14 protein-coding genes and 1 tRNA gene are annotated in these 17,608 nt (G+C 66.0%); 2 read left to right on the top strand and 13 right to left on the bottom strand.

All coding sequences use genetic code 11. The features are described from left to right. Positions 1-144: 144 nt before the first annotated feature. The 3 genes from CBR61_RS05530 to coxB all read right to left on the bottom strand — a co-directional run bounded on the left by CBR61_RS05530 (position 145) and on the right by coxB (position 4,667). On the bottom strand, positions 145-1,254 hold the full coding sequence (locus tag CBR61_RS05530) for an AI-2E family transporter (RefSeq protein ID WP_088913462.1): 1,110 nt from the start codon (positions 1,252-1,254) through the stop codon (positions 145-147). Positions 1,255-1,398: 144 nt separating this feature from the next. Further along, on the bottom strand, positions 1,399-3,915 hold the full coding sequence (gene ctaD, locus CBR61_RS05525) for a cytochrome c oxidase subunit I (protein WP_088913461.1): 2,517 nt from the start codon (positions 3,913-3,915) through the stop codon (positions 1,399-1,401). Further along, positions 3,912-4,667, bottom strand: coding sequence for a cytochrome c oxidase subunit II (gene coxB / locus CBR61_RS05520; RefSeq protein ID WP_088913460.1), 756 nt, complete (start codon positions 4,665-4,667; stop codon positions 3,912-3,914). The genes ctaD and coxB overlap by 4 nt, the downstream gene beginning before the upstream one ends. A 57-nt stretch (positions 4,668-4,724) precedes the next feature. On the opposite strand from coxB, the gene CBR61_RS05515 reads away from it, so the two are divergent. Beyond that, on the top strand, positions 4,725-5,240 hold the full coding sequence (locus CBR61_RS05515; protein WP_088913459.1) for a DUF2231 domain-containing protein: 516 nt from the start codon (positions 4,725-4,727) through the stop codon (positions 5,238-5,240). Here the strand turns inward: CBR61_RS05515 and CBR61_RS05510 are convergent. The 7 genes from CBR61_RS05510 to CBR61_RS17045 form a co-directional block, all read right to left on the bottom strand. Beyond that, positions 5,182-5,694 carry a CopD family protein gene (locus tag CBR61_RS05510; protein ID WP_088913458.1) on the bottom strand — a complete coding sequence of 171 codons (513 nt, stop codon included), beginning with the start codon at positions 5,692-5,694 and terminating at the stop codon, positions 5,182-5,184. The genes CBR61_RS05515 and CBR61_RS05510 overlap by 59 nt on opposite strands. A 3-nt stretch (positions 5,695-5,697) precedes the next feature. Beyond that, positions 5,698-6,330, bottom strand: coding sequence for a cytochrome c oxidase assembly protein (locus tag CBR61_RS05505; RefSeq protein ID WP_088913457.1), 633 nt, complete (start codon positions 6,328-6,330; stop codon positions 5,698-5,700). A gap of 93 nt (positions 6,331-6,423) precedes the next feature. Beyond that, the gene (locus tag CBR61_RS05500; RefSeq protein WP_088913456.1) at positions 6,424-7,413 is read right to left on the bottom strand and encodes an SDR family oxidoreductase; all 990 of its coding nucleotides are present in this window, start codon (positions 7,411-7,413) and stop codon (positions 6,424-6,426) included. Between the two features lie 74 nt (positions 7,414-7,487). Then, a complete protein-coding gene (locus CBR61_RS05495; RefSeq protein ID WP_088913455.1) occupies positions 7,488-8,699 on the bottom strand; it encodes a PQQ-dependent sugar dehydrogenase in 1,212 nt (403 codons plus the stop codon). 127 nt (positions 8,700-8,826) lie between these two features. Continuing rightward, positions 8,827-9,438, bottom strand: coding sequence for an exopolysaccharide biosynthesis protein (locus CBR61_RS05490; protein WP_233996873.1), 612 nt, complete (start codon positions 9,436-9,438; stop codon positions 8,827-8,829). Between the two features lie 8 nt (positions 9,439-9,446). Further along, positions 9,447-11,936, bottom strand: coding sequence for a vitamin K epoxide reductase family protein (locus CBR61_RS05485; RefSeq protein WP_088913454.1), 2,490 nt, complete (start codon positions 11,934-11,936; stop codon positions 9,447-9,449). A 351-nt stretch (positions 11,937-12,287) separates the two neighbouring features. Continuing rightward, positions 12,288-12,378 (bottom strand) — tRNA-Ser (locus CBR61_RS17045). A 261-nt stretch (positions 12,379-12,639) separates the two neighbouring features. Between CBR61_RS17045 and CBR61_RS05480 the strand changes: the two genes are divergently transcribed. Next, positions 12,640-13,683, top strand: coding sequence for a peptidylprolyl isomerase (locus CBR61_RS05480; protein ID WP_088913453.1), 1,044 nt, complete (start codon positions 12,640-12,642; stop codon positions 13,681-13,683). Between the two features lie 450 nt (positions 13,684-14,133). On the opposite strand, the gene CBR61_RS05475 is transcribed toward CBR61_RS05480, so the two are convergent. From CBR61_RS05475 to hemF, 3 genes are all read right to left on the bottom strand, one after another. Next, positions 14,134-14,493 carry a VOC family protein gene (locus CBR61_RS05475; RefSeq protein WP_088913452.1) on the bottom strand — a complete coding sequence of 120 codons (360 nt, stop codon included), beginning with the start codon at positions 14,491-14,493 and terminating at the stop codon, positions 14,134-14,136. Between the two features lies 1 nt (position 14,494). After that, positions 14,495-16,585, bottom strand: coding sequence for a RelA/SpoT family protein (locus tag CBR61_RS05470; RefSeq protein WP_088913451.1), 2,091 nt, complete (start codon positions 16,583-16,585; stop codon positions 14,495-14,497). Positions 16,586-16,649: 64 nt separating this feature from the next. Then, the gene (hemF, locus tag CBR61_RS05465; protein ID WP_088913450.1) at positions 16,650-17,507 is read right to left on the bottom strand and encodes an oxygen-dependent coproporphyrinogen oxidase; all 858 of its coding nucleotides are present in this window, start codon (positions 17,505-17,507) and stop codon (positions 16,650-16,652) included. Positions 17,508-17,608 lie beyond the last annotated feature (101 nt).

The raw sequence follows: 17,608 nt of genomic DNA, 5'->3' as shown, positions 1-17,608 counted from the left end.
CCCGGGGTCAGCCGAGCTGCCCTGCCAGCTGTCCGGGCTGGAGGAGGGGACGATATGGAGCTGACAGGCCGTTTGTGACGCCTCGCGGCGCCGGCTCCCGTCTGCTCGGCAGGATCGCGACCGAATCCGCAGGCTGCGGGACGATCAGGCGGTGTCCCCGAACCTCTCTAGCTCCTCGAGGTCCTCGTAATCGGTCAGGAGCAGTGCGACGGGCCTGAATCGCTCGAAATGGATCATCACGGCGGTGACCAGAACGGTAAGTGGCACTGCGAGCAGCGCTCCGGCAACACCCCAGAGGAGCGTCCAGAAGACCAGTGCCAGCAGCACCGCCAGCGGCGAGATGGCGAGCCTGCGCCCCATGATCCTGGGATCGACGAAGTTGCCGATCACCTGTTCGATCACCAGCAACCCGGCGCCGACCATCAGCGCGGTGGCGGGGTCGCGGGTGACGAAAACATAGATTGTCGGCAGGGTTCCGGAGATGAGCGAACCCACCGTGGGGATGAAGCTCAGGAGGACCGTGAGCAGGCCCCAGAGCAGGACGTAATCCACCCCGGACACCATCAGGAACCCGGCGTAGAGAAGCCCGCTCAGCACGCCCAGCAGCAGGCGGGTGATGAAGTAGGCGCGGAACTTGGCGCCCACCGAACGTCCGATATCGCGCCACACCTGCGCATCGCGCCGCCGGTCCGAGATCGAGCGGAGTTTCGCATGGAAGCTGGGCGCCTCCGTCAGCATCAGCAGCATCAGGAAAAGGATGAGGACGATGCCGCCGAGGGTGCTCGCTGTAAGGTTGAGAAGCGTCAAGGCGCTCGAAGCCAGTTGGCTGCCGATCGCCAGTCCCTCCTCCCTCGCGCCGCCGGCGCCGGCACCGAAAGGGCCGGGCAAGGCAAGCGGCAGGTTCTCGAGCCGTGCGCCGAGTTGCGGGCCGATGTCACGGGCCAGACGGTAAACGCTGCGCGCGGCGAACCCCACTCCGGCGAAGAAGGCGATGAGGATCGCAAGGACAAGGAGAGATCCCGCCATGGGCCCGAGCCAGCGCATCGGTCGCGGCACCCGGTCGCGGATCGCGGCAACCAGCGGCCATACGCCGAGGGCCAGCAGCAGCGCCGTCACGGCCGGCATCAGGACAGGATAGGCCTCGCGCAACAGCCAGAACAGGGCTGCCGCCGCGATCACCAGCAGCAGACGGCTGCGAAGCGAGGACGCTTTGGCAGCTTGGCGCAGGTCGTCTCCGGGCGCACCGCTTTGCATGGCAAGCCTTAGGCATCCGCAAGCCGGAATGTTCCGCCGCTCCACCCGAATCCTCGCCGGAGAACGGCGAAAGCATGGCGCCTTTTTCGACTCGCTGCCGACGATGGTATCATATCCCCCCGGATCGGTGTCGCTATCACCGCCTCAGGCCGATGCCAGCCACGGCGGCAAGTAGATCGCGATGAGGACGATCGCTCCCGCCGCGCCGGCAAACCGGCACCACAGTCGCAGGATCGTCAGGCCGCTCGCCCTTTCGCGTGAGATAAACCCCGCCCGGCCTTGCGCGGCGACGAACAGCGCGCCGATGGCAACGAGCGCGGCATGGAGCGCGGCGAACAGCGACAGCGCCAGCACGCAGGCAGCATAGGCATGGCTGCCGGGCGGCGGTGCAAGCCAGAGAGCAATCAGCGCGAACCCCGCTGTTGCTGCCGCGCCCCCACACGCGGTGACGATCAAGGCGCCCAGACACAGCCGCCCGCGCTCCGCACGGTTGGCGTGCACTACCACTTCTGCCCCGGCCGATGCCGCCAGCCCCGCAAGGATCAGTCCTGCCACGGCAAGATCAGGAGCGACCAGCACAGGCGGCCGAACCGGCGCGACCGCCAGCAGGTAGACATAGCCGAACAATAGCGAGGCCAGCAGCATCGCATCGAAGACCAGCGTGAAGACCATGCCCCACCATCCCGGTCCCCGATCGGCGGCATGGTGCGGCAGCAGCCACTGCCCGTTGCCGACGTCGAGCGGCGCCGGATCATCGCGCACTCCTGTCAGCCACAGCCACCGCAACACGGCAGCAAGTAATGCCAGAGCACCCGCCACCGCCCCCGAATAGAAGCCAAACAGGAAACACGACGCCGCCCCGACCAGCGCGAGTGCGGCGACCAGCGGCACGAGGCTTGGCGCGGGGAGGATAATGATGTGCTCGGGCTCACCGGTCAGCGCAGCCACCGCCAGCGTCTCGCGACGCCCGGGCGCTGTCGGTTCGGCAAGATAACCCTGCCCGGCGGCGAGGTGCGCGGGCAGATCGGGGTCAGCCGCCAGCGGATCGCGCCCTCTTACTTCCGGCAAGCTGGCAAAATTGTAAGACGTTACCGGCGTCGCCATCGCCCACTCGAGCGTCCCCGCCTTCCAGGGGTTGCGCTGCACATGGGGGGCGAACCGCCATTGCACCATCATGTCGATCAGGATCAGCGCAAAGCCGATCGCGAGAACGAAGCTGCCGATCGAGGAGACGAGGTTGGGCACCTCCCACCCCAGCCCCGCCGCGTAGGTGTATACCCGGCGCGGCATCCCGAACAGGCCGGTCCAGTGCATCACGAAGAAGGTCAGGTTGAACCCGGCAAACACCGTCCAGAACGCGAGCTTGCCCAGACCTTGGTCGGAACGCCGTCCGGTGAATTGCGGCGTCCAGTAATACAGCCCCGCGATCACCGGAAACACGAACCCGCCGACCAGCACGTAATGCAGATGCGCGACCACGAAATGCGTGTCGTGCACCTGCCAGTCGAACGGCACGACGGCGACCATCACGCCCGTCAGCCCGCCGCTGACGAACACGAACAGGAACCCGAACAGCCACAGCATCGGCAGGCTCATGACCGGGCGGCCCTTCAGCAGCGTCGTGAGCCAGGCGAAGACCTGCACGGCGGTGGGGATCACCACCAGCAGGCTCGCCGCCGAGAACACCGCGAGGCTGAGATGCGGGATGCCGGTGGTGAACATGTGATGCGCCCACAGGCCGAAGCTGAGCAGTGCTTGCGCGATCAGCGCGGCGACGATCCATGTGTAGCCCGCCATCGGCCGCCCGCAGAACACTGGCAGGATGGTCGAGACTATCCCGGCGGCGGGCAGGAAGATGATGTAGACCTCCGGGTGGCCGAACAGCCAGAACAGGTGCTGCCACAGCAAGGGGTCGCCGCCGCGCGCGGGGTCGAAGAACGGCAGGCCGAAGGCGCGCTCCATCTCGAGCAGGATGGAACCCAGGATCAGCGGCGGAAACCCCGCCAGCATCATCGCTGCTGTCACCCACAAATACCACGCCAGCAGCGGCATCCGCATCAGCCCCATGCCGGGCGCGCGGACCTTGAGCACGGTCACCATGATCTCGACCGCGGCGCACACCGCCGACACCTCGACGACGGTAATCCCCACCAGCCAGATGTCGGCATTGATGCCGGGGGAATAGGGCTTGGAGGACAGCGGCGTGTACATGAACCAGCCGCTATCGGGCGCCACGCCCGCCACCAGCGCGCCCAGCAGGATCATCCCGCCAAACAGGTAACACCAGTATCCGAAGGCGCTGAGCCGCGGGAAGGCAAGATCGCGCGCACCCAGCAGCTTTGGCAGCATATAGAGGGCAAAGCCTTCGATCAGCGGGATTGCGAACAGGAACATCATCACCGTGCCGTGCATGGTGAAGACCTGCGCATAGACCTCGGAATCCAGGAACTGCGTGTCGGGCCCGGCGAGTTGCGCCCGGATCAGCATGGCGAGCACGCCGCCCACCAGGAAGAAGGCAATCGCTGTCAGCATGAATCGGGTGCCGACCACCGTGTGATTGGTCGCTGCCAGAAAGCCCCACCTGCCCGTCGGGGGAGAATAGAGAGGCTGCAACTCATGATGCAGTTCGAGCGCGCGGTTGTGCTGCGGCGTGTCCGTCATTCGAGGCCCACCGCTTCGCGTACAGTGTTCGCCCAGTCCGCGATTACACCGCTCGCCGGCGCGGGGCGCTGGTCCAGAACCGGTAGCGGTCCTGTGGCAGGATCATCGGCAATAACGGCGAGCGCGGCAGGGTAGTCGGCGGGCGCATGGGCGCGGACCTGAAACTGCATATGGGCATGGCCCGGCCCGCAGTATTCCGAGCACTGTCCGTAATAGACCCCCGGCCTGTCCGCGCGCAGGCGCAGGCGGTTGGTCTTGCCCGGCACCGCGTCCATCTTGCCGCCCAGCCGCGGCACCCAGAAGGAATGAATAACGTCCCCGCTGGTGACCGCGACGGTGAATTCGCGGCCCGCCGGGACGTGCAGCACGCCGGTCGACTGGGCGCCTCCCGGATAGGCGAAGCGCCAGCGCCATTGCTCGGCATGAACATGGATGAGGGCGCTCTCGTCATCCTCGCTCCGAGCCAGCAGTCGCTCGCCGCGCAGGAAGGCAAAGCCCATCAGCGCGGTGAGAACAACGCCCGGGAACACCAGCCCCCAGCCCACCAGCACCCGGCGGGTGGAGAAGTTGCGCGTCCGGCCACTTGTGGCGACCGCGTAGATCGCGGTGCCCACCACGCCGCCGAGGATAATCGCCGCGCTCCACAGCATGATCTGCCACAGGGTTTCGACCTGCGCGGCTGCAGGGCCTGCGGGGTGGAGCGCCGACAGCTCGCCCGAACAGGCGGCAAGGGCGACAAGCGGGGGGAACATCGCGGCAGAGCGCACCGCAGGAATGCAACATGTGGGCCTGTGCGGGGTAACACGTGCATGGCCCTTCTCGATGAAGCCCAGAACCTCGGCGTCTCCTCGCGCATCGCACTGGCCGGGCATCCGGTTCACGCCATGCTCGTGACCTTTCCCATCGCGCTGATCGTCGCCACGCTGGGCGCGGACATCTTCTGGTTGCTGCTGGCCGATCCCTTCTTTGCACGGGTTGGCCTCTGGACCAGCGGCTGGGGGTTTTTCATGGGGATGCTTGCGGCGCTGGCCGGTACGGTCGAACTGTTGGCTGGCCCCGGCATTCGGCGGAATCCCGCCAGCTGGAGCCACGCGGTCGCTGCCATGTCGCTGCTTGCGGTGATCGGGGCGAACTGGGGCTGGCGGCTGCTTCATGACGAGACCGTGATCCTGCCGTGGGGGCTGCTGCTGTCGGCAGGGGGCCTCGTGCTGGTCGGGATCGCAGGCTGGCAGGGCGGTCGGCTGGTGTTCGAACATGGCGTCGGGATCATTGTCGATGATGGATCGGAGGAAGAGCCGCAGCCGGAGCTTCCGCGCCTGACATGACGCCCGGCTGGCGCAGCCAGCGCGGCAGCGCGTCGGCAACCAGCACCGGTTTCGCCAGCACCAGATAAAGCACCGCCGCCGCCGCAGCGATGATCGCGGCGACCATGATCCTGATCCGCAGTGTCGGCGCCTGCGCGCCCTCGTTGGCGAGGTGGGTGAGGACATAGGCATATTGCACATGCACGATCACCAGCACGGTCACCGCAGCCAGTTTGGCGAACATCCACGGGTGCAGTGCATCGCTGACGAACAACAGCGCGGTCCCCGCTGCGATCGCGACAAAGGCGGCCGGCGAGACCACGCCCATATAGGCAAAGCGGCTCGCCATGCGGACGCGGGCGAAATCCTGCGCGTCGCGCACCGCCGCGTGTCCCGCCAGCAGCGCGGCAAGATAGAGCAACCCGGCGATCCAGATGGCGATCCCGGTAATGTGGACGAATTTCAGCCACAGCATCGCCTAGCCCGCAAGCTCGATGCGCGCCTGCCGCGCCACCCGCGCGAGCGGGGGCCATGCCGCTGCAACCGTCAAGGGCAGGCTGCCGACCCACATCAACAGACCGGCCATCTGCTGATCGGCCAGCACGCCGATCCCGTAACGCGCGGTGGTCAGGTAATGCGGGGCATAGAGCGCGCCCGGCGCGAAAGTCAGCACCGCGCCCAGCATCCCCATCTGCATAACCATCGCCGCGATCACGAAGAACACGGTCGTCGGCGATTGATCGTCCTGCCCCAGCGCTCGCCACAGCAGAACAGCGGAAGCGAGCAGCGCGATCTGACCGGCCCAATAGGCGGCATCGTTCGACAGGGCGAGTTCATAGGCGGCGGGCAGGTGCCACAACCAGAACACGCCGAGATGGCATAGGAGCGCAGGCACCAGCGGCACCCGCCCGATCTTCAACGCTCCCGCCAGTAGCGGCGCAGCACCGAACACGATCACCAGATGATGCACCGTTCGCGCCGACAACAGTCCCGCGCTCAGTGCACACAGGGGCGAGACATAGGCCAGTGCCAGCAGGCCGAGCGCAAGCTGCACGCCCGCGCCTTGCCGCCAAAGCGCCCAGCCGGACAGGGCCAGGGCAACCAGCACCATAGGATCAAGGTTCCAGGCCGCCCAGATACCCTCCGGCGGCGGCGCCGGGCCGCAATAGGGAATGGCCGGCTTCACTGCCCCGCGCCAGCCGGATCAGCGCCGCTTGAGCGCCAGCCCGGCCGCGCCTGCGGCCAGCGCAACGCCCGCAAGTGCAGTAAGCGGATTGCTCCTTACGGTCGTATAGAGGCTCGTCTGGCGCATCGACTGTTCGCCGTAAACCTCGCCGCGCCCGCCACCTGTATCGAACCCACCGTCCTGCGGGCGCTTGGGTCGATCCTTGTCGAGCGCGGTCTTGAAAAAGGCAGCCGCGAAGACCTGGTCGGACAGGTTGGGAAACAACGTGGCAAACAGCGTCATCGCCCGGCCTGCTCCGCCGATGATCATGTCGCGGGTCGGATGTTCGGCCGCGCGGCAGATTGCCTTGGCAACGATGTCGGGCGAATATACGGGTGGCGGCACCTTCGAACGGCCGTCCATTTCATTGAGCGCATGTTCGCCAAACGGCGTGTTGATCCCCGAAGGCTGAATGAGGGTCACCGAGACTGGCGCCTTCTCGTGAATGAGTTCGAGCCGCAGGGAATCGATGTAGCCCTTCACCGCGAACTTGCTTGCCGTGTAGGACGACAGCACCGGCGCGGGCATCTGCGACGAGATCGAGCCGGTGGTAATCAGCGCGCCGCCGCGTTGCTTCAGATGCGGCAGGGCTTCGGTCGCGCAGTGAACCACGCCCCAGTAATTGGTGTCGAACAGCTGGCGATGGTCTTCATCGGACAGTTCCTCGAGCTTGGCGTAAACGCCAACCCCGGCATTGCTGACCCAGGTATCGAAGCCGCCGTGGCGTTCGATCACGGTCCGCACTGCAGCTTTTACGTCGTCACGGTTGCCGACATCGGCGCTGATCGTATCGCACTTGCCGCCTTCGCTGCGGATCTGCTCGGCTGCCTGATCGAGGCCCTCTTCGCTCCGGGCGATGATCACGACGTTCGCACCGCGCATCGCCGCCATGCGGGCGGTGGCGAGGCCGATCCCTGAAGAGCCGCCGGTGATGACGATGGTCTGCTGGTCGAGGGGCTTCAGGTTCATTGGTCTGCTCCGTCAGATTGAGGGTTGATCGTGCCGACGGTGCCCGATTGTGCGCCCTCGCCGACTTAACTGGGCTACTGTCCGGGCTGAGCCGTGCCGGAGCCGCTACGGGTGCCGTCAGCGCTTTCGGGTTTCACGCTCAAGGGTTCCAGCCGCCACAATGCGCCGGGGCCGGGCTCCTTGGTGTTGGTGAGCACCCAGATCGCCCCGTCCGGCCCTTGTTCGATTTCGCGGATGCGGGTGTTCAACGGGATGAACTCGGTCCCGGCTACTTCGCCGCCTTCGATATCCACCCGCTCGATCCCGCCCGCCGATAGCGCGCCGAACAGGATGTCGCCGCGCCAATCGGGGAACAGGTCGCCGGTGTAGACGATCATCCCCGATGGTGATCGCACCGGGCTCCAATAATGCTCGGCGCCCTTGAACTGCGGATACTGCTCGGGATCGGGGATATCGGTACCGTCGTAATTGATGCCCTTGCTGACCACCGGCCAGCCGTAGTTGGCGCCGCGTTCCACCCGGTTGAGCTCATCCCCGCCGAGCGGCCCCATCTCCGCCACCCACAGCGCGCCGTTTGCAGGGTCGATGGCGGCGGCTTCGATATTGCGATGGCCCCATGTCCAGATCGCCGGATCACGTCCTTCCTGCCCCACGAAAGGATTGTCCTCGGGGATAGAGCCGTCGTCGTTCAGCCGCACGACAGTGCCAAGCGTGTTGGACGGATCCTGCGCGGGCGCAAACTGGAAGCGTTCCCCCAGCGCCAGAAACAGCGCGCCATCCTGCGCGAACACGATGCGGTTGCCGAAATGCTTTGCGCCAGAGACCTTGGGCTGCCGCCAGATCACCTCGAAGCCTTCGATACCGCCCTCCGCCAGCCGCCCTCGGCCCAGCGCCGTTCCGGCAACTCCGCCCTCGCCCGGCTCAGCAAAGGTGAGATATACCATCCGGTTGTCGGCGAACTGCGGGTGCAACGCCACGTCCATCAGCCCGCCCTGATCCTCGGCGAATACCTCGGGGGTGCCCGCAAGCGGCGCGGATACGGTGCCATCGGCCGCGACGATCACCAGATTGCCGGGCTTTTCGGTCACCAGCATCCGGCCATCGGGCAGGACTGCAAGCGCCCATGGCGAATTCAGGTCCTCGGCCACCTTGCGCACCGAGACGACGGCATCTTCGGTCGCCACCGAATCCACCTCATCGGCTGGCTGGGCCTGAGCAGAACAAGCAAGGCCGGCGAGGACAAGTGGGCTGGCAGCGAGGGCCTTGCCGGAAAGTCGTGCGATCATGTGCAGCTCCTGTCAGCGTATGCGTGCGCGCTGTCGAAAATGCCCCCTCGTGCTTTAGTTGATCGAGCGGCGCAGGGTTCCGTTCGTCTCCGGAGCCTGTCCTTGCATGGCCACGATTGGCCGCAGGTCATCCGAGCAGCGATGCCCCTGCGAAAACGATCGCGGCAAGACTGATGGCGAGGGCGGCGATCATCAGCAGGCCATCGCGCACCAACATGGCCAGCCCGAACGCCGCGATCGCCAACATCGGCCCGGTGCTGGCGAAGGGCACGAATTCAAGTGGTGGAACGGTGAGGCACAGCGCCACGACAATCGCCGCCGCGATGCGCGGCAATGGCTGCCGGACGAACCGCGTCAACCTGCCGTGAAACCAACGGTCCAGCCGCACTGCGAAGGGGTTGAGCTTGTCCGCCGCCTTGTGCAGCTTGTCGGCCGCAACGGCGCGTTGCTGGATGAACTGCGGCAGCCAGAGGTGGTCCTTGTCGAGCAGCAATTGCACTGCGGCCACTGCAATGATCAGCGCCAGAAAGGTTGGCAGTCCGGGAATGCCACCGATGGGGGTAATCTCGATCAGCGCCGGGATCAGCAGCGCCGGGCCATAGGAACGGTCGCCGATCGCATCGAGCACATCGCCGATGCTGACCCTGTCGTGCCGGTCTGCCGTTCGGCGCAAGATGTTCAGGATGTCGCAGACCGAATGGACCGTGTCCGGGTCAAAGCGGGATATGTCAGCGTTCACGGCGGTCTCTAACGGATAATCCGGTCGAGCGTGCCGTAGCGTTCCCTGATCTGTCCGCGGGGCAAGGCCAGCATCGCAATCGCCAGCCCGCCGAAAATACTCACCCCGATGTGCAGCCCGTCGCCATCGAAGAGGAACGGAGCGGCGGCCAGCGCCAGCCCCAGCGGCACCAGCACGAACCTCGCCGCGCGGCAGACTTCCGCCGCGGCCACCGCCAGCACCGCCAGCACCAGCGCTCCGAGCAGGTGATCGGCATCCGCCATCGCCCCGCTCGCATCCATGGTGAGACGGGTGAACAGGAAGGACAGGCCGATGGCGCCTGCCACCAGCAGGTTCCACGGCAGGTTCACCCCGCCGGTCCACATGTCCTTGATTACTGCGCCCGGACTGCGATCGAATTCATGTTCGACCGGGGTCAGCCTATCGCCCTGGTCCTCGTCGGCATCTCCGAAAAGCAGAACGCGCAGGAGGCTCTTCCCCGCCTTCATCCGGCGGCTCAGAAAGCTGATGCTCGCCGCCAGTTCGTCGACAGAATAGGGGATCTGCACTAGCATCGCCGCCGCACCGATCAGCGCCAGCGTGCTCCAGGTGCCGATCACGATCGGCTGGATGATGATGAAACCGATCGAGACGATGCCAAGTGGCACGATGAGCAGCCCGAACGCCAGCACCAGCCACGGCATCGTCCGCCACCGCGCCCGGCCGCCGACGATGCCGGTTAGAATCTCGATCATGTAGACCAAGGCACCCACAGCCGCATCGGGCACGGGCCAGGCTTCCGAGACGCTGGAGGTGATGATCTCCTCGGTCCCGTTGCGCGCATCGGCGGGGCTGCCGGCAAAGAACGGCTCCCACACACTGTCGATGTGGTCCATCTGGTAGGCGGCGAGATAGCGCGAGAAGAGCAAACCGACGACCGCCAGTGCAATCACCGGCAGGCGCTGCGTCCAGGCCGAGGGGTTGAAGGTCCACCCCGGCGGCATTTCGGGCGAGCGGCGGCGCGCGACGATCGAGGGCCCGATCTCGGGCGGCGCACACACCGCCATGCCGAAGATCAGCCCACCCACCAGCGTGTCGGACAGGTAGGCCGCAGCGTTGGGGGTCACGAACAGCACCGGCAGCGCCATCACCAGCAGCCCGATCCCCGCCGAAGCCCAACGCGCCGCGCCCAGCCGCCAGCTGAGCGACGCCATCGCCGTGACCAGCAGCGCCGCGCCAAGAACCACCTCGCCCGCAGCATAAAGCCGGTTGTCGATCCCGATCAGCGGCGGCTGTGTCATCAGCCACAAGGCGAGACCGATATTGACGAAGTGGGTCCAACGCGTCGCCCGGTGCTGGCGGATGCGCTCAGCCTCGACTTCGCGACGCAGCGCGTCAGGATCAGCCGCGCCGGCCTGAGTCATCTCGCCCAGCCAGACCGGCGGCGTGATCCCGTTGCGCTTGTACCACCCCGCCGGATCGCGCTTCAGACTGGCGATCATGGCGGCGAGTCCGGTTTCGATCCTGCGTTCCGGTTGCCAGTCCAGCCAATGCCGCGCGCGGGTGATGTCGAGCGCGTAGTGATCGTCCGCCATCCCGATCATGAAGGGCTGGATGAACGGCGCTTCGCCCTGATCGATGGCGTCGGGGATCAGCGGCTCGGCGGCATCCTGTGCGGCGGCGCCCAGCCTGGCGAGCGGGGGGGGCAGGCGGATCGTCGCCCAGCGCTCGGCCCCGTGGATCAATTCGCCGATCCGGTCCTGCAAGGCCTGATAGCCGGGAGCGTCCGGCTCGCCGATCAGGATTTGCGCATCGGTCGGCAAGCTCGCGCGGCGCCGGACGGTGCGGCGCACGGCGTCGATCATGTCCTCGCGGTGCAGCATCGCCTGCCCGACATCGCGCGGCCCGGCGTAGAAGTGCGACTGGAAGTCGCGCTCGTAGATCCGGGCGATCTGGTGCGCGAGGGTCGGCACCGCGCTGTGCTCGTCATAGACCCCGGCAAGGCGCAGAATCGCGAAAGGCATCCGCGCCTCGCTACGGATCAGATCCTCGACCCTTTTCTTCGACCGCGGATATTCCCATTGCGGATCGAAGGGCGTGTCCTCGTCGATCCGCTCGCCCGGCTCGGCGGGCGCGTGGACCAGCATCGTGCTGGCATAGATGAACCGTTCGACCGCGAAGCCCTCCAGCGCGCAGAGCAGGTTGCGCGTGCCTTCGACATTGACCGCTTCGTAACGCGGGTCGGGCTCGCCCGAAAAATCGAAGAAGGCGACGAGGTGGATGACGGCGGCGATGTCACCCCCATGCTCGCGCCTGACCAGGCCGAGGGCCTCCTCGACCGATCGCCGGGAGGTCACGTCGATCGGGACGACGACCTGCCCGCCCTCCCGCTTCCCGGTCTGGTCAAGTCCGACAACCCTGAAATCATCAGCCAGTGCACGGGCAAGCGACTGACCAAGATTCCCGCTCGCTCCGGTGATCAGGATGAGCGGCTTGGTAGCCTGTCCCTTGTCAGCCAATGGTCTGCTCCCGCTCCGGCTCCGGCTTCGGTCACTTCCGAAAGTTGCAAGGGCGATCTCGACCCGCACTCTCCTGCATTAGGATTGGCGCCAAGATCGGCTCTCGTATCCGAGCAGAAACCGCCATTCGGCGAGCGCTCTTACTATCGCACTGATTTAATGAGCCTATTTCGAAGGCATCTGCTCCGATGTGTCGCGTGGGCTGCATAAGTTCCCAACCTGCGGGCGGGATTTGCAACCCTTGTCGCGTGATCGATCAGGCCAGCGCCGATCAGGCGCAAGAGTTGTCGGGGAGCGGATCAGGGGACCGGGCCTTCGCCGGAAAATATATCCAGATTTTCCAGAGGCCGGTGGCGGAGCAGGAGGGATTCGAACCCTCGATACGGTTTTGCCGTATACACACTTTCCAGGCGTGCGCCTTCGACCACTCGGCCACTGCTCCGCTGCGCATTTTTGTTGCGCTACCGCTTCGCTGCTTCAGCGCAGCTTCCGGCAAGAGCGGCGCACTAGCGGCGAAAGACGGGCTCTGCAAGGCGGAGCGGTTTGGCGGGGTGCGCTAATCGTGGTAAAGGAGTCGCACGGGCATAGCGCTGCGCGGATCCGGCATTCCCTGCGAACGCTGCCCTCGAAAGCCCCTTTCCGCCAGCTTGAGCGCGCGGAAGGGGGTTTTTGCTTTGGGCCCGCTTGTGGCACACCCTTCCTCATGAGAACCGCACTCCTTGCCGCCGCGACGGCGCTCGCCCTTTCGTTCCCCCTCGCCGCGCAGGAGGAGCCGAAGGGAGCGCCCGCGCCGGCCGAGATCGTCGCCGCCGCGCCCAAGGCGGACTGGGTGGCGATCCCGGCGGAGGATCTGCTGGTGATGACACTCGCGCCCGATGCCGAGGGCAACCCGCGCACCGTGGTGATCCAGCTGATGCCCGCTCCCTTCAGCCAGGGCTGGGTCCACAACATCCGCCTTTTCGCACGCTCCGGGTGGTACGACGGCATCTCGGTCAACCGGGTGCAGGACAATTACGTCACCCAGTGGGGCGATCCCAATTACGACAACCCCGAGGCGACGGGGAAACCGAAGCCGCTGCCCGAGGGGCTGAAGGTGATGACCGAGGCGGAGTATGTCGTTGATTATCTTGCCTCAATTGAGAGTGGAATCGATATCCCCTTCGACGAGGAAGACCCGTTCTTTGAAACCACATGCGTCAGTGGCGGCTACTTTGGGCAGGATGGGAAATTTGTAGAACTCGAGAAATCCTGCTCTGAGGTTGAGAAGTGGCCGCCTGCCAGCTCTTTCGGATGGGGATTTCCTATAGCACATAATGCCCGGCGAGCTTGGCCCGTCCACTGCTACGGCATGGTCGGCGTCGGGCGGAATTATTCGCCCGACACGGGCTCCGGCGCGGAGCTCTATACGGTGATCGGCCATGCGCCGCGCCATCTCGACCGCAACATCGCCCTCGTCGGCCGGGTGATCGAGGGGATGGAGCACCTCTCCTCCCTTCCCCGCGGCAAGGGCGCGCTGGGGTTCTACACCGCCGAGGAAGCGGGCAAGCGCACGCCGATCACATCGGTACGAGTCGCCAACGACCTGCCGGTGAACGAACAACCACGCTTCGAATACCTCTCGACCGAAAGCGCCACCTTCGCGACCTACGCCGAGGCCATCGCCAACCGCCGCGATCCCTTCTTTATCACACCCGCCGGCGGCGCGGACATCTGCAACATCCGCGTGCCGGTGCGGCGGGTGCCCTAGGGCGGCGGGGCAGCCGCGCAGCATTCTTGCGAAGTTTACAAAGTTGACATTGTAAACTTCGCAATCCCACAGGATTTTCTTCGGCATCTCATGCACTTGTGCCGAAAAACCGAAGTTGACACTGTGCGGAGCGTTTTTTGGCCCGCCTGCGGCCCGAAGCAGTGACAGGACGATGCGAAAAAGCCGTCCGCCGCCCTATCGCACCGAGGCGCAGTAGGAAACGGGTGACGGGCAGCACGAACATCCGCACCATCGACCCACCGGTACGGCTGGCCAAGGGGCTGCCGGGGGGACGGTGGCGCATCGGTGCTGGGTCGGTATGGTCCGCGCCTCGACTGATCGTCATTGCGAGGAGCCGAAGGCGACGCGGCAATCCATCAACGGACCGCCGCGCCGGGTGCGATGCCGATCCATGGATTGCTTCGCTTCGCTCGCAATGACGCGATGGCGCTACACCCGCTGCATCAGTTCGATGCGGTTGCCGAAGGGGTCTTCGGTGAAGAAACGGGCATAGCCCTCCACCGGCTTGTCCTCGCGGATCGGGCAGCCCGCTCCGGCGAGCCGCGCCCGCAGGTCCGCAAGATTGTCGACCAGAAAGGCGGGGTGCGCCTTGGTCGCGGGGCGGAAATCGGGATCGATGCCGATATGCAGCGCCGCGCCGCCGCCGGTGAACCAGCAGCCGGCGGGCGAGAGATTGGCAGGCTTGGGCACCTCCACCATCCCGAGCAGCCCGGCGAAGAAGGCCCGTGCCCGGTCCTCGCCGCCTGCCGGAATGGCAAGCTGCACGTGATCGAGCCCGATAACGCCCAAGCTACTGCCGCTCCGCCTGCGCCACGGCGTCGCTCGCGCGCAGGGCCGAGATGATGCGGTTGAGGTGCGCGGCATCCTCGACCTCGACCTCGACATCGTAGGTGACGAAAGGATGGTCGATCTGGGCCTGCATCAGGGTGATGATGTTGGCCTTGTTCTGCGCGAAGATGCCCGCCATCTCGGCGAGCGTCCCCAGCCGGTCGTAGATCGTCACCGACAGCTGACCCGCCGCCCCGACCGAGCGGTTGCCCCAGGCAAGGTCGATCCAGTCGCTGTCGATCCCGTTCGCCAGCTCCATGCAGTCGATCGCGTGGACCAGCACCGTCTCGCCCTTGCGGCGGATGCCGACGATGCGGTCGCCGGGGACGGGGTGGCAGCAGGGCGCGAGGTCGAAGGCGACGCCCGGCGTGAGGCCCCGGATCGAGATCGCGCGTTCGCGCCGTTCCCAGTGTTCGTCCTCCTCGATCCCCGCGGTGCAGCCAGGGACCAGCGCCTCCATCACGTCGCGGTCGGCGATCTTGGCGGCGCCGATGGCGTACATCAGGTCGTCGGGCTCATCCATGCCGAGCCGTTCGACGGCGGCGCGGATCGCCTTCTTGCCGATGCGGGCGGGCACGCGCGCGGCGATCTCGTCGAACAGCTTGGAGCCGATCGCGGCGACCTCGGCGCGCTCCTTCATCCGCACCGCGCGGCGGATCGCGGCGCGGGCCTTGCCGGTCACGACGAAGGAGAGCCACGCCAGCTGCGGCGAGGCATGGGGGTTCTTGATGATCTCGACCACGTCGCCGTTGTTGAGGGGCGTGCGCAGCGGCATGTGGCGCCCGTTGATCTTCACGCCTGCCGTCTGGAGGCCGAGATTGGTGTGGACCGCGAAGGCGAAATCCACCGCGGTCGCGCCCTTGGGCAGCTGGAACAGCGCGCCCTTGGGGGTGAAGGCGAAGATGCGATCCTGGTAGATCGCCATGCGGGTGTGTTCGAGCAGCTCTTCGGCATCGTGGCTGGCATCGACGATCTCGATCAGATCGCGAAGCCAGCCCACCGCGCCGTCGGGCTTGTCGCCCTGCTTGTAGGCCCAATGCGCGGCGAGGCCGAATTCGTTGGTGCGGTGCATCTCGCGGGTGCGCACCTGCACCTCCACGCGCATCGAGTTCTCGTACATCAGCGAGGTGTGCAAGGACCGGTAGCCGTTCGACTTCGGCGTCGAGATGTAGTCCTTGAACTTGCCGGGCAGGAACTGCCAGGTGGTGTGGAGCACGCCCAGAGCACGGTAGCAGTCCTCCTCGGTCTCGGTGAGGACGCGGAAGGCCATGATGTCGGTCACCTGTTCGAAGCTGACATGGCGTTCGGCCATCTTGTGCCAGATCGAATAGGGATGCTTCTCGCGCCCGTAGACCTCGACCTTGAGGCCGGCTTCGGCGAGGCGCTGCTTGATCTTCAGCGCGATGGCATCGACCTGCCCGCCGTCCTGCGAACGCAGCTGCTCGAGGCGGTTCGTGATCGTGGCATAGGCTTCCGGCTCCAGCTCGCGGAAGGCCAGTGCCTGCATCTCGTGCATGTATTCGTACATCCCCACCCGCTCGGCGAGGGGGGCGTAGATGTCCATCGTCTCGCGGGCGATGCGCTTGCGCTTCTCGGGGTTCTTGATGAAGTGCAGCGTGCGCATGTTGTGCAGGCGGTCGGCGAGCTTGACCAGCAGCACGCGGATGTCTTCCGACATCGCCAGCAGGAACTTGCGCAGGTTCTCCGCCGCGCGCTCGTTCTCGGGCATGGCCTCGATCTTGGAGAGCTTGGTCACGCCGTCGACCAGCCGCGCCACTTCCGCCCCGAAATGGGCCTCGATGTCGTCGATGGTGGCGAGCGTGTCCTCGACCGTGTCGTGGAGCAGCGCGGTGATGATGGTGGCCTGATCGAGCTTCAGGTCGGTCATCAGCCCCGCGACCTCGACGGGGTGGGAGAAATAGGGATCGCCGCTCGCGCGCTTCTGCGAGCCGTGCTTCTGCACGGTGTAGACATAGGCACGGTTGAGCATCGCCTCGTCGGCGGAGGGATCGTAATCGAGGACCTTCTCGACGAGTTCGTACTGGCGGAGCATCACGGACGAATATGTGCGCGGGCGCGCTTTGCCGCAAGTGCGAAGAAAGCCGCAGGCTCCCCGGTCAGCTCCACGTCGCCCTTGGCGGCAGGCTCATCAGGATCGCGTCGATGTTGCCGCCGGTCTTGAGGCCGAAGATCGTGCCGCGGTCGTAGACCAGGTTGAACTCGGCATAGCGGCCCCGGTATTCGAGCTGGCGCGCCTCGTCCTCGGGGGTGAAGGCGCTGCCCATGCGCTTTCTCACCAGCGCGGGGAAGATGCTCAGGAACGCCGTGCCGACATCCTGCGTGAAGGCGAAGTTGCGATCGAAGGCGGCATCGTCGGCGCATTCGAGGTGGTCGTAGAAGATCCCCCCAACTCCGCGATGCACCTGGCGGTGGGGGATGTAGAAATATTCCTCCGCCCACTTCCTGTAGCGTTCGTAATAGGTCTCGTTGTGCGGATCGCAGGCGGCCTGCATCGCGGCGTGGAATTCCGCCGTGTCCTCCTCGTAGGGGATCGGCGGGTTGAGGTCCGCGCCGCCGCCGAACCATGCCTTGGTGGTGGTGAGGAAGCGGGTGTTCATGTGCACGGCAGGCACGTGCGGGTTGGCCATGTGCGCGACGAGGCTGATGCCGGTGGCGACGAAGCCGGGGTTCTCCGCGCTCGCCCCGTTGATCGAGCCCGCGAACTCCTTGGCGAAGCTGCCGCGCACGGTCGAGACGTTGACGCCGACCTTCTCGAACACCTTGCCCTTCATCAGGCCCTGCACCCCGCCGCCGGGATCGGGATTGCCTTCCTCGTGCCGGTTCCAGGGGGTGTACCGGAAGGCCGCGTCGGAGCCCGCCTCGCGCTCGATCGCCTCGAATTCGGCGCAGATGGAATCGCGCAGGGATTCAAACCACGCGCGCGCGCGGGCCGTGTGTTGTGTCCAGTCCGTCATACATCCCCGTCCGTCATTCCCGCGCACCATAGGCGAAGGCGCGCGCGGCACAAGCCTGACTTTGCCCGCCGCAGGGGTGTTGCCAAGCGGCGGATTTGGCG

It is taken from the genome of Porphyrobacter sp. CACIAM 03H1 (assembly GCF_002215495.1).
Classification (GTDB): Bacteria; Pseudomonadota; Alphaproteobacteria; order Sphingomonadales; family Sphingomonadaceae; genus Erythrobacter.
Note: the sequence above shows the minus strand (reverse complement) of the source record. Positions and strands in the feature narration are given on the sequence as shown.

What these genes read in the sequence shown, in the direction of transcription:
- hemF (WP_088913450.1), bottom strand. Translation starts at nt 17,507, where the DNA reads ATGACGGACTGGACACAACACACGGCCCGCGCGCGCGCGTGGTTTGAA.
- CBR61_RS05500 (WP_088913456.1), bottom strand. Translation starts at nt 7,413, where the DNA reads ATGAACCTGAAGCCCCTCGACCAGCAGACCATCGTCATCACCGGCGGC.
- CBR61_RS05510 (WP_088913458.1), bottom strand. Translation starts at nt 5,694, where the DNA reads ATGCTGTGGCTGAAATTCGTCCACATTACCGGGATCGCCATCTGGATC.
- CBR61_RS05495 (WP_088913455.1), bottom strand. Translation starts at nt 8,699, where the DNA reads ATGATCGCACGACTTTCCGGCAAGGCCCTCGCTGCCAGCCCACTTGTC.
- CBR61_RS05480 (WP_088913453.1), top strand. Translation starts at nt 12,640, where the DNA reads ATGAGAACCGCACTCCTTGCCGCCGCGACGGCGCTCGCCCTTTCGTTC.
- CBR61_RS05470 (WP_088913451.1), bottom strand. Translation starts at nt 16,585, where the DNA reads ATGCTCCGCCAGTACGAACTCGTCGAGAAGGTCCTCGATTACGATCCC.
- CBR61_RS05515 (WP_088913459.1), top strand. Translation starts at nt 4,725, where the DNA reads ATGGCCCTTCTCGATGAAGCCCAGAACCTCGGCGTCTCCTCGCGCATC.
- coxB (WP_088913460.1), bottom strand. Translation starts at nt 4,667, where the DNA reads ATGTTCCCCCCGCTTGTCGCCCTTGCCGCCTGTTCGGGCGAGCTGTCG.
- CBR61_RS05530 (WP_088913462.1), bottom strand. Translation starts at nt 1,254, where the DNA reads ATGCAAAGCGGTGCGCCCGGAGACGACCTGCGCCAAGCTGCCAAAGCG.
- CBR61_RS05505 (WP_088913457.1), bottom strand. Translation starts at nt 6,330, where the DNA reads ATGGTGCTGGTTGCCCTGGCCCTGTCCGGCTGGGCGCTTTGGCGGCAA.
- ctaD (WP_088913461.1), bottom strand. Translation starts at nt 3,915, where the DNA reads ATGACGGACACGCCGCAGCACAACCGCGCGCTCGAACTGCATCATGAG.